This is a genomic window from Herpetosiphon geysericola, from assembly GCF_001306135.1.
GTDB classification, from domain to species: Bacteria; Chloroflexota; Chloroflexia; order Chloroflexales; family Herpetosiphonaceae; genus Herpetosiphon; species Herpetosiphon geysericola.
Map to the genome: position 1 here is coordinate 141,400 of NZ_LGKP01000021.1, position 11,825 is coordinate 153,224.

General features: G+C 51.6%; 12 protein-coding genes. 10 read left to right on the plus strand and 2 right to left on the minus strand.

The window, feature by feature from the left end; translation table 11 throughout:
- Positions 1 to 25: 25 nt before the first annotated feature.
- Positions 26 to 703 (plus strand): uracil-DNA glycosylase, encoded by a 678-nt coding sequence (gene ung / locus SE18_RS12045; RefSeq protein ID WP_054534710.1) that lies wholly within the window; start codon positions 26 to 28, stop codon positions 701 to 703.
- Positions 704 to 767: 64 nt separating this feature from the next.
- Here the strand turns inward: ung and SE18_RS12050 are convergent, their stop codons facing one another.
- Positions 768 to 974 (minus strand): hypothetical protein, encoded by a 207-nt coding sequence (locus SE18_RS12050; RefSeq protein WP_054534711.1) that lies wholly within the window; start codon positions 972 to 974, stop codon positions 768 to 770.
- Between the two features lie 36 nt (positions 975 to 1,010).
- On the minus strand, positions 1,011 to 3,896 hold the full coding sequence (locus SE18_RS12055) for a PAS domain S-box protein (RefSeq protein ID WP_054534712.1): 2,886 nt from the start codon (positions 3,894 to 3,896) through the stop codon (positions 1,011 to 1,013).
- Positions 3,897 to 4,043: 147 nt separating this feature from the next.
- Here SE18_RS12055 and dprA point away from each other — a divergent pair, with 147 nt between their 5' ends.
- The 9 genes from dprA (at position 4,044) to SE18_RS12100 (ending at position 11,773) form a co-directional block, all read left to right on the plus strand.
- Positions 4,044 to 5,153, plus strand: coding sequence for a DNA-processing protein DprA (dprA, locus tag SE18_RS12060; protein WP_054534713.1), 1,110 nt, complete (start codon positions 4,044 to 4,046; stop codon positions 5,151 to 5,153).
- A gap of 20 nt (positions 5,154 to 5,173) precedes the next feature.
- Positions 5,174 to 5,617 (plus strand): Fur family transcriptional regulator, encoded by a 444-nt coding sequence (locus SE18_RS12065; RefSeq protein WP_054534714.1) that lies wholly within the window; start codon positions 5,174 to 5,176, stop codon positions 5,615 to 5,617.
- Between the two features lie 30 nt (positions 5,618 to 5,647).
- A complete protein-coding gene (locus SE18_RS12070; protein ID WP_054534715.1) occupies positions 5,648 to 6,793 on the plus strand; it encodes an AI-2E family transporter in 1,146 nt (381 codons plus the stop codon).
- Between the two features lie 128 nt (positions 6,794 to 6,921).
- Positions 6,922 to 8,037 carry a DUF4349 domain-containing protein gene (locus SE18_RS12075; protein WP_054534716.1) on the plus strand — a complete coding sequence of 372 codons (1,116 nt, stop codon included), beginning with the start codon at positions 6,922 to 6,924 and terminating at the stop codon, positions 8,035 to 8,037.
- A gap of 76 nt (positions 8,038 to 8,113) precedes the next feature.
- Complete coding sequence (locus SE18_RS12080; RefSeq protein ID WP_201783492.1) at positions 8,114 to 8,953, plus strand: PHP domain-containing protein; 840 nt, start codon at positions 8,114 to 8,116, stop codon at positions 8,951 to 8,953.
- The gene (locus tag SE18_RS12085) at positions 8,950 to 9,849 is read left to right on the plus strand and encodes an alkaline phosphatase family protein (RefSeq protein WP_054534717.1); all 900 of its coding nucleotides are present in this window, start codon (positions 8,950 to 8,952) and stop codon (positions 9,847 to 9,849) included. The genes SE18_RS12080 and SE18_RS12085 overlap by 4 nt, the downstream gene beginning before the upstream one ends.
- 56 nt (positions 9,850 to 9,905) lie before the next feature.
- The gene (locus SE18_RS12090; RefSeq protein ID WP_054534718.1) at positions 9,906 to 10,454 is read left to right on the plus strand and encodes a DUF1349 domain-containing protein; all 549 of its coding nucleotides are present in this window, start codon (positions 9,906 to 9,908) and stop codon (positions 10,452 to 10,454) included.
- 54 nt (positions 10,455 to 10,508) lie between these two features.
- On the plus strand, positions 10,509 to 11,303 hold the full coding sequence (locus SE18_RS12095) for a DNA adenine methylase (RefSeq protein ID WP_054534719.1): 795 nt from the start codon (positions 10,509 to 10,511) through the stop codon (positions 11,301 to 11,303).
- A gap of 2 nt (positions 11,304 to 11,305) precedes the next feature.
- Complete coding sequence (locus tag SE18_RS12100; protein WP_054534720.1) at positions 11,306 to 11,773, plus strand: nucleoside 2-deoxyribosyltransferase domain-containing protein; 468 nt, start codon at positions 11,306 to 11,308, stop codon at positions 11,771 to 11,773.
- Positions 11,774 to 11,825 lie beyond the last annotated feature (52 nt).

The window sequence follows — 11,825 nt, forward strand, 5'->3', positions numbered from 1 at the left end:
GTTGTGTGAATATGAGGACTAATCAATGTCATTAACGATTCCTGCTTTGTGGCAACCAGTGCTTGCCGAGGAAACAACCAAGCCCTATTGGAGCCAGCTTGAAGCATTTGTTGCTGCCGAACGCGCTGAACATCAGGTTTTTCCACCAGAAGATCAGGTGTTTTCGGCCTTGGAATTAACCTCGCCTGAACAAACCAAGGTTTTGTTATTGGGCCAAGATCCCTATCATGGCCCCGGCCAAGCCCATGGCCTCTGTTTCTCAGTGCTGCCTGGCATCAAAGCACCGCCATCGCTCAAAAATATGTTCAAAGAACTCAAAACCGATGTGGGTTGTGTGGTGCCGAATAACGGCTATTTGCTGCCCTGGGCCAAACAAGGCATGTTGATGATTAACGCCGTAATGACGGTTCGCGCGCACACCGCCAACTCGCATAAAAATCGGGGCTGGGAGAAATTTACCGATGCAGTGATTCGCCAAGTTAATGCCAAAACCGAGCATGTGGTGTTTGTGTTGTGGGGAGCCTATGCCCAAAAGAAGGCCAGCTTAATCGATAGCAATCGGCATACGATCATTCAATCGGCGCATCCTTCGCCGCTCTCCGCTGATAATGGCTTCTTTGGCAGTCGCCCATTCTCAACCATTAATGCAGCACTTGAAGCCCATGGCCAAAGCCCAATCGATTGGCAAATTCCAAATTTATAGCCTAAAACGCAGCAAGGGCTGATCGGCAATAATCCGATCAGCCCTACTGAGCAATGGGTTTGGGCTAACGATTCATGCGGTTGTGTAAAAAGAGCAAAATAATCATAAACAACATCAACCCAGTTAAGCCAGCAAACATGGGAAACGCCAGCGCAAAATTGCCACTATATAAACCGTTGAGCGCTACAGCAAAGAAAATGACCATCACAACGCCAGTGATATACATAAAGCGCCGTGGCCATGGTGATGGTTTTGGAGAACGCCGAGACATACTTTGCCCCTTTCAAAAGTTGCCAACGCGGCATGGCTAGAGCCGTAGTGCCGCGAGCTTATCGCGGATCTCCTCAATCATAAATGGTTTTGCCAGAAATTGGGTTGTACCAGTAGTCCCAAATTGTTGGCTCACATGGTGCTCATTATAGCCGCTCATAATCACCACTCGCACTTCAGGCTGAATTTGCTTGAGCACGGCGAGGGTGCTTTGGCCATCAAGGTCGGGCATGGTCAGGTCGAGAAACACGCCAGCAATATGTTGATAATGCTCACGGAACAAGCTAATGCCCCGATTGCCACCTTCTGCAAGCAAGGTTTCGTAGCCCAAGCGCCGTAAAATGCGATCAATCACCATGCGCACATCTGGCTCATCGTCGATGACCAGAATTTTGCCTGGGGCTGAAACTGCCAGATTTGGCGCTTGGGGAATACCTTCGGTTTGCACATTTGCTGGCATAATTGGCAAATACATGCCGATCGTCGTGCCCTGTTGTGGCCGACTTTTGACCGCAATGCTGCCACGATGGCCACGCACAACACCCAGCGTAACCGCCAAGCCAAGCCCGCGCCCAGTAAACTTGGTGGTAAAAAACGGGTCAAACATACGCGAGATCGTTGCGTGATCCATGCCCAAGCCATGATCGCTAATTTCAATCACGATATAGTTGGCGGGCACAAAGCTTCCGGTCGTGTAGGTATGGCCTTCGGGCGCGCCTTGCAGCTCGCGCACGCTGGTTGTAACCCGAATTGGGCCGCTGCTCGATGCTTCAAGGGCGTTAATTAACACATTGCTGATTGCTTGGCGCAAGTGTTGTTGATCGCCCTCAATTGCTGGAATATCGGGCGCTAGCTCGCTTTGAATTTGGCGTTGCTGGCTCAAGGCCGAGGGCAAGAGCCGAATTGAGGTTTGCACTACTTCGTTGATCAACAAACTACGCCGCACATCAAGGTTTTGGCCAGTATAGGCGACCATCTGCTTGGTAATTTGGGCTGCGCGTTTGGCTGATAGCTCAATTTCGCTCAGTAATTGGCGCACATTAGCTTGCTCGGGCAATTCGAGCAAAGCCAAATGGGTATTGCCAAGAATCGACATAAACACATTGTTGAAGTCATGGGCAATGCCACCTGCAAACACGCCCAAGCTCTCGATTTTTTGAGTTTCTGAGAAGTGCTGTTCAATTTCCAAGCGTTTTTGTTCTGCCTGCTTGCGCTCGCTAATATCGCGAATAATGACTTGGACTGAATTACGATGATCGAACACCATGGCCGAGGTTGAGCATTCGCCATAAATCAGCGTGCCATCGCGGCGCAAAAAGATCGTTTCAATAAAATTGGTGGGTACGCTGCTGGCATGGCGAATCAGCACATTAAAATCAGCAAGATCGTGGGGGCGCAAGCCCTGTTGCACCGATTGGCCTAATAATTCGCTGCTGGTGGTTTGAGTCAGGGCCAAACCAGCCTGATTGGCATAGACGATCCGATCATCCTGCACCACAAAGAGCGGCAAGGGCAACATCTCGACAATATGCCGATATTCTTCCGAAATATCGATCAGCGTGCCGACCATGCGCAAGGGCTGACCACTGGCATCGCGCAGCACATGGCCACGGTCGCGCACAAAACGATATTGCTGATTGTGATCGCGGAAACGATATTCTGCAGAAAAAATATCGCTACTGCCAGCAAAAAGATTGGCAGTCCGTTGCATAAACAACTCACGATCGTCTGGGTGAATATGCTCGTCCCACCACGTTGGGCTGCTGGCCACCTCGGCGCTGGTATAGCCAAACACCGTGGTAAAACTCCGATTCACCAGCGTGGTCTGCTGAATCATATCCCAATCGTAGATGCCGCCGTTGAGCACAGTTTGCGCCAACTCAAAGCGCTCGTTGAGCGAACGCAACTGCTGTTCGACCCGCCGACGTTCGGCCAATTCGGTTTGGGCTGCGGTGTTGAGCATATGCTTCTCCAGTGCAAGCGAGGCAAAGCGGGCAAATTGTTGCACCATTTCAAGCATGGTAATGCTAATCTGAATTTGGCTAGGATCGTAGATAATCACCAATGCGCCAGCGACGGTTTGTTCGCGTAATAATGGTAAGACCAACAAGCCATTACCAAAACCGGCTTGTGGATCGAAAAGGCGCTCTGGCCAAGCAGCATAATCATCGATAATTAATGGCTGGCCAGTTAAGCCAACAGTGCCAACTGCCCCTTGGCCCAATTCGATTCGTGGAATCACATCTATGCCACCGCGCCCAACCACCGATTGCATGGCTTGGCCATCGTCGCTACGAATATAGAGCACGCCATATTCGCTGCCAACCAAATCGCTAGCCTTCCAAACAATAATTTCGAGCAAATCGTTGAGCGCAACTTGTTCGATCAGGGCTAAGGTAACATCGTGGAGCGAGCCAAGGTAGGCATTTTGGCGTTGCATTTGGCGAATCGTTTGCTTGTGGGCGGTTACATCGTGAATTAAACAACACAACACAGGCTGCTGTTGATAGTCGAAGGCAGTGATATAAACTTCCACATCGCAGACCATTCCTGAGCGTAAGCGATGGCGAAAATCGTAGCGATTGCTGCCGCCAAGCTCTGCATTGCGAATTGCCGAGCGTTGTTCTTGGACAGGCTGGGCATTTAAATCGCTCAGCCTAAACGTGCAAAACTCCGCTTGACTATAGCCATAAAAACGGCAAGCGGCTGGATTGGCAGCTAAAATCTGCCATGTATGCGGCTCGATAATTAACTCGATGACTGGAGTTTGATTAAAAAACTCCAGTTTGCGCGTTTCGCTGGCAAGCAAGGCTTGTTGGGCGCTCGCAAGCTCAGCTTCTAAACGGGCGATAGTTTGGCTCATGTGGGTGAGCGTTGGCTGCTCGATGGCTGGTTGCCGGGACGTATTACTAAAACTATTCATAAACTCGGCCAGTGTGGAAAAAAGCCATAATAGGTTCATTATACCGTGAAGCAAGTTGCTTTTGAAAGTGCCCGCAATTCCTATTTGCTTTTGCTACCAATCGGACTGATGTATAATTAAAGCGTTACACATGCGTGGGAGTTTGCAATGGATGAACGTCATGCCTACATTGCCTTTAATCTCACTCCTGGTATAGGACCACAACGGCTTCAAGCGCTGATCAAGCACTGTGGCTCGGCTGCTGCAGCGTGGTCGGCCAGCCTCGACGATTGGCGGGCAGCAGGCTTGGATCGGCGCACAATCCAAGCGTTGCAGCATGCACAGCAGCATCTAGACCTTGAGGCCGAGCTTCGTACCATCGCCGAGCAAGGCATCACGGTCGTGATGCAGAACGATCCTGAATTTCCCACAATGTTGCAAACGATCGATCCGGTGCCACCATTGCTGTATATGCGTGGCTCGTTGATTGAAACTGATCGCTGGGCGGTGGCAATTGTTGGCACCCGCAACCCCACCCCCTATGGGCGTGAGGTCACCTATAAGTTTGCTGGCGAGTTAGCTCGCGCAGGTCTAACGGTGGTTTCAGGCTTGGCCCTCGGCATTGATGCCATGGCACATCGGACAGCCTTGGAGAATAATGGGCGAACGTTGGCAGTGCTTGGCAGCGGCTTGCAACAGATTTACCCAGCCCAACATCGCCAATTGGCCAACGATGTCAGCCAACAGGGAGCCTTGCTTTCGGAATATGCGCCCACGACTGAGCCGCTGAGTGGCAACTTTCCGGCGCGCAATCGCTTAATTAGCGGGCTAAGCTTGGCAACGATTGTGGTCGAGGCTGGCGAACGCAGCGGCGCATTAATTACTGCGCGGTTTGCGCTCGACCAAGGCCGTGATGTGTTTGCGGTGCCTGGCTCGATTTTGAGCCATAGTAGCGATGGCCCGAATCAATTAATTGTCGATGGCGCAACACCCTTGCGCAGCATCAACCAAGTGCTTGAGCAACTCAATCTGCATCAAGCCCAAGCCCAACAAACGGTCAGCAGCATTGTGCCAGAAACACCAGCCGAGGCCTTGCTCTTGCCCTATTTGAGTGGTCAGCCAACCCACATCGACGATTTAGGGCGGGCCTGTGGTTTGGCCGCCCATGATCTTTCGGCGACCTTGGGCCTGATGGAACTCAAAGGTATGGTGCGCCATGTTGGTGGGATGCACTATGTGCTGGCGCGGGAAAAGCCCGCATCCTATGATCTTTCTTAACCTAGCAAGGAATTTAATCTATGGCTTGGGAACATGATGTATTACGCTCGCTGAATGAGCAAGGCTGCCGTATGACTGGCCCACGGCGTTTGATTGTGCGCACGATTGCCAGTCGGCGCGAGCCGTTTACTGCTGAGCAGTTGGTGGCCGAGTTGCCCGATGTTGGGCGGGCCACGATTTATCGCACTTTGGATATGTTGGCGGCCAGCCATTGGTTGGCGCGAATTCACCACGACGAGGGCGACCACGCCTACTTGCCAGCCCATCCACATCAACACCAATTGGTCTGTACTCGCTGTGGCACGGCGGTTGCCTTCAACACCTGCGACCTTGATGGTATTTTGAGCCAACTTGGTAAATCGACAGGCTTTGTAATTCACGGCCATGCGCTTGAAGCATTTGGCTTGTGTGGCCAGTGTCAACATAATCGCCCAGAACTGCGCCTAACGCCACGTTTGGGCTAGCTTCTCGGAGCGCTGGAAGGGTAGCGGCTTATGCCCAAAGAACTAACAGTGCGCGTCAGCGCCCGCACCGTAGGCTGGACATTGCTGATTTTTTCAGGGGTCTGGATCACGATTCTGCTGAATCATGTGTTGGTGCTGTTTTTCGTAGCAATCTTGCTCGCGGTGGCAATTTCTGGCGTCGTGCAACGCTTTGAACAATTGCGAATTGCGCGCCCAATCACGATTTTGGTAATTTACACGATCATTATTGCGATGTTTGTGAGCTTGGGCTTTGTGCTGGTACCGATGGTCAATCAACAGGTGCGGATTCTGGCCCAACAATTCCCCGATTTGGTGCGCCAACCAACTCAACAAGCAAGCGCATGGATTGCCCAGCAGTTTCCGACCTTGCGCGAAAGCTTGCCAACTGGTGATTTGGCAGGCCAAGCTGCCCATTATGCTGGCACGATGGTTGGCGGGTTTAGTGGTGCTGCATTAACCTTTGGCCGCACCTTGATGGGCGTGATCATCAATTTTATTGTGGTGTTGGTGTTGGCGTTTTTCTTGGTTAGCCGCGCCAATGTTGCCAGCAATTTCATCAAATTAATGATTCCTAATCGCTTTCAAGCACGTTTGATTAATGTTACGAATGTGATTGGCCGCCGCTTAGGGCGCTGGGTTTGGGCTCAACTGACGGTCGCAACCTTCTATGCCGTTTGTTTTGGCATGGGCTTGTGGATGTTGGGCGTGCCGTATCCGGTCGCGCTGGGCGTTATCGGCGGTTTGCTAGAGCTGATTCCCTATGTGGGCGGCTTTGTAGCAACTCTAATCACAATGCTCGTCGCCTTTACGGTGCAGCCAATTCTGGCGGTTTGGGTGTTGGTGCTGCACCTGATTGTTGGCAATGTCGAAGTTCATATCATTGCGCCAAAGGTGATGGGTCGGGCGGTCGAAACCCATCCGGTCGTGACGATTTTGGCCTTGTTTAGTGGCATCGAGTTGCTTGGGATCATCGGCGGCGTGATTGCGATTCCGTTGGCGGTGGTTGGTCAAGCCTTAGTCGAAGAATTTTGGATCAAGCGGATTCGCGAAGCTAATACGGTTGAAACCCCGCTGCCCGTGCAATCTGCCCCAGCCATCATCCGGCGTAGCCAGTTGCGTCGCCGCCCACATTTACGCAAGCGCCAAGGAGTCTAAGCATCGACTTTTGGCCAAATCGCTACATAGCTATTGATCAAGGGAACAATTTAAGCATTCGTGGCGTTGATGCTATAGAAATGTCGCGACAAGCCAACATTTAACCCATTTCGAGAAAGGGAATTGCTATGTTAGCTCAAATTCGTTCACGCAAACGGTTATTGGCGATTGGTGCTGCGGTTTTGGTTGTCTTTTTCATCGTTACGCAAGTGTTTAATGGTTCGAGTAATGCTGGGCAAAAATTACAGACTGTTTCGAATGCGTTAGAACCATCTAATCGCGAGGCTATGCCCGAATCGTCGACTGACTTATATCGTCAAGATTCTGCTAATTCAGAGATGTTGTTGTCGCAATCGCCTGAAAGCACTGGTTCGACGGCACTTGGCGGGGCTGCTGCACCAACTGATAGCGAAGGCAAAACCCAGCAACCACAACAGCCGAATGCTGCACCTAGCCAAGCCACCGAGCGCTTGGTGATTAAAAACGCTAATGTTGAAGCGCTGATCGACTACAAGCAAATGCGCTTAGCCAGCACCCAAATTGAAAATATGGTGCTGCGTTTGGGTGGCTTTATCGTTTCGACTGATGATGCGAGCAGCAATGACGAAGCCCAAGCCTATATCTCGCTGGCCTTTCGAGTGCCCGCCGATCAATTTGAAAAAGCCTTGAATGCCTTTGAAGAAAATAAGCTCGAAGTTGTGCGGCGCGAAGTGTCGGGCCAAGATGTTACCGAAGAATTTGTTGATAATCAGTCGCGCTTAGCCAATTTGGAAGCAACCGCCGCGCGAATTCGCGAATTGTTGGCCAAAGCTGAAACTATCGCCGATACGATTACAATCAATGAAACTTTAGCTCAATACGAAAGCCAAATTGAAGTTATCAAGGGCCGCCAGAAATTTTTGAGCGATAGCGCTTCGATGAGCTTGGTTACTTTGATGATTCGGCCAAAAGCCACCGAATATAACATTTTTACCACGCTTGATATTGGCCAAAATGTGCGCAACGCGCTTGCCCGTGCCGAAAAACCAGCCTGGACTCCGCTTGCTGCTGCGAGTGGCGCTTGGGACGATGTTTTGGCAATTGGCAAAGATTTGGCCGAGACCTTGGTTGTTTGGGCCGTCTGGCTGCCAATTTGGTTGCCATTACTGTTGGTTGCTTGGTTTGGCTGGCGCAAATGGCGCAAATATAGCCAAAGCCAAAATACTCCAATCAATAGCCCAAATCCGACCGTCAACCAACCCTAAATTGTGGTACCATTTTGGCAACGCCATCGCAGGGCTAAGAGCTAGTGCTCTTGGCCCTTTGTGTTGGGAGGGTTAAATGTTGCTCGATTTGCATTGTCATACCATTGCTACACCCCATCATTCACATTGGACACCAAACGGATTAATCGCGGCGGCCCAAGCTGCTGGAATTGGCGTGATTGGCATTGCCGACCACAATACGACCAGCCAAGTAGCTGCCTTTGCTGCGGCGGCGCAGGCTGCTGGCCTGCATTTCATCGGCGGTGTTGAATTCGATAGCGCTTTCAATGACAAGCTCTGGCATACTTTGGTCTATGGCGCAAACCCCAACGATGCTGGAATTTTGGGCTTGTGCGAGGCGGTTGTAAGCCGCAATCATGCAGATGCCCAACGCTTGCTGGAGCAAACCCACGCTGCTGGCCACGAGCTGCCAAGCCTTGGCCAAATTGCCGTCGATCGCCCGGCCAATTTGGCCGATGTGGCCCATGCCTTGGTGCGTGATGGAATCTGGCCCGGCCAAACTGGTGTTGATCCCGAATCGGCGGGCATGGCCTATTTGTTGACCAACCAGCCTGAAGCCTACAATCCGTTGAGTGTGGCCGAGATTGTGCAGGTAGCGCACGCTGCTGGTGGGGTGGCAATGTTGGCCCATCCTGGGCGCGAAAAAAGCGTCTACGCCATCCCAGCCACTGCCGAAGATTTGGCGGCGCTGGCGGCGGTTGGGCTTGATGGCATTGAGGTCTATTATCCAATGCATAGCCCTGAGCAAGTGGCCTTTTTTGAGCAGCAAGCGGCCTTGCATAGCTTTTTGATCAGCGCTGGTGGCGATTCGCATGGCCCGCGCGATCCGTTCAGCCCTCAGCCAGCCGAGCGTTGCAGCGCGTTGTTGGCCCGCTTCGGGATTGATGTCCGATGAGCGTAATTGTCTGTTTTATTGATGGTGTTGGCTTGTTGCCAGCCCCAGCGCCACCTTGGACAACTGCCCATTTGCCAACCCTCAGCAGGTTGCTTGGCGCTGTGCCACACAGCAATTTGCTGATCGATCAGCCAAGGCTCTATTTTCGGGCGATTGATGCGACGTTGGGCGTTGAAGGCTTGCCGCAAAGTGGCACCGGCCACACCAGTTTATGGACGGGCGTAAACGCTTCAGCCTTATTGGGTAGGCATTATCCGGCCTATCCTGCACCATCGCAGCGCCCGATGATTGCTGAACAAAGCCTATTTGCCAAAGTGCAACAGCTTGGCCGCACCAGCCTGATTGCCACCGTGCATCGCGATAACTATTGGGAGCTCGTAGCCAAGCGCGAGCAACGGGCAACCGCCGCCGCCTTTGCTGCCCAAGTTGTCGATTTGGCGCTGCCTGCTACGCCAGAGTGGCGCAACGGCCAAGCAGTAACGTGGGATATAACTGGCGCTTATTTGCAACAATGGGGTGCGTTGGCTGGCTTGCCCACAATTACGGCCCACGAAGCGGGCTTGCGGCTTGGCAGAGCGCTACGTTTGGCCGATTTTGTGCATTACGAATGCTATTTGCCCGATTTCGTCGGCCATCGGCGAATTGCTGAAACACCAGAACGCACATTGGAACTAATCGATCACATGCTTGGCTCGTTGCTCAGCCAAATGCAAACCAACGATAGCTTGATTGTGGTCAGTGATCATGGCAACTTAGAGATGATCGAACACACCAGCCATAGCCGCAACCCTGTGCCATTGTTAGTGGTTGGTGCGAACGCTCAACGCGCCGCCAAAGTCGCCGATATTAGCCAGATCACGCCCTTGATTCTCGACCTGCTGAGCATTGAGAGATAGCGCTATAATAGGCCAACATGCTCAGATCGTGCTTAGTTTTCGAAGGAGCAAACGCGATGCAATGGTTAAACGAACCCCAACAATGGTCATCAAACGATAACGTGCTGACCATAACCCCTGAAACCAAAAGCGATTTTTGGCGCACCACCCACTATGGGTTTATTTATGATTCTGGCCATTTTTACTATCAAGTTGCCGAAAATAATTTTAGTTGTAGCGTGCGAGTGCGTGCCAACTACCAAAACCAGTATGATCAAGCTGGCTTGATGGTGCGGCTTGATGAATATAATTGGCTCAAATGTGGCATCGAATATGTCGATGGCGTGTATCATGTGAGCGCTGTTCTGACCCTAGAACACTCAGATTGGTCGGTGGTGAAATTGGCTGAAGCGCCAGAAGAACTATGGCTGACGGTCACGCGCAACGGCGACACGCTGCAAGTGCTGTATGCCACCGAGGCAGCAGCTACGCCAACCATGGTGCGCTTGGGCTATTTTCCGCCCGCCTTGCCTGTGCAAGTTGGCCTCATGGCTGCTGCGCCAATTCAAACTGGCTTTAGCGCCGAATTCCGCGATTTCCAGCTCGAAGCCTTGCCCCAAGAGTAGCATGTTTGTGTCAGTATGGTATAGTTGGGCCGAATATCGACCAACAGGAAGCCTATGCTGAACCAAGCTCTCGCTCAATTAACGCCACCATTGAAATGGGCCGGCGGCAAGCGCTGGCTCATTCCACGCTTAATCGATTATTGGCAAGCGTATCACGATCGGCCCTTGGTGGAGCCATTTGTTGGTGGTTTGGCTGTTGCTTTAGGCTTGCAACCGCAACATGCACTTTTGAATGATATTAATCAGCATGTGATTAATTTTTATCATTGGTTGCAGCAAGGTTTGTTGATTGATTTTGAATTGCGCAATGATCAAGCGCTGTATTATCAATATCGTGATCAATTCAATCACTTAATTCGAGCTGGCGAAACCCAAACCGCCCAGGCCGCTGGTTTATTTTATTATCTCAATCGAACTGGCTATAACGGGTTATGTCGTTTTAATCAGCGTGGTATGTTTAATGTGCCATTTGGGCGCTACAAACGCATTGGCTATTGCTACGATTTTGGCCATTATCGCGAAGTATTAAGCCAATGGCATTTTCAGCAAGGCCATTTTGCAGCGATTCAGCTGCCAGCAAATGCCTTTATTTATGCAGACCCACCCTATGATGTGCCGTTTCGCGCTTATAGTTCACAGGGCTTTAGTTGGTCAGAGCAAGTGCAACTGGCAGAGTGGTTGGCGGCGCATCGCGGGCCAGTCGTTGCATCGAATCAAGCAACTGAACGCATTTTGGATCTCTATCGGCAACTTGGGTTTCAGATTGAAATTTTGTCAGCGCCTCGCCGCATCGCCTGCAATGGCGACCGGCAGCCAGCCCTCGAAATGTTGGCCTTCAAAGGAGCTTAATCATGGCGATTGTGCTTAAGCCGCCAAGTGCCTTGCCCACCAGCAAAACCTTGCCCACAATTTTCTTGGCTGGCTCGATCGAGATGGGCAGCGCGATTGATTGGCAAGCTGAAATCGCACAAGAATTGGCTGCTGATGATGTATTGTTGCTCAATCCGCGCCGCGATGCCTGGGATAGCTCGTGGGCGCAAACGATCGATAATCCACTGTTTCGCGGCCAAGTTGAATGGGAGCTAGATGGCTTGGCATTGGCCGATTTGATCATCATCTACTTTGCGCCGCAAACTCAATCGCCAATTAGCTTGCTCGAATTGGGCTTATTTGCTGGCAGTGGCAAGCTGTTGGTTTGTTGCCCAGCAGGCTTTTGGCGCAAAGGCAATGTTGATATTGTCTGTGCTCGCTACCAGATTCCCCAAGTTGCCAGCCTTGAAGCGCTGATTGCGGCCTGCAAACGTTTAGCCAAAGATTAGCGCAACGGAACCACGAAGAACGCGAAGATCGCGAAGGCTGAGCAACCCTCCA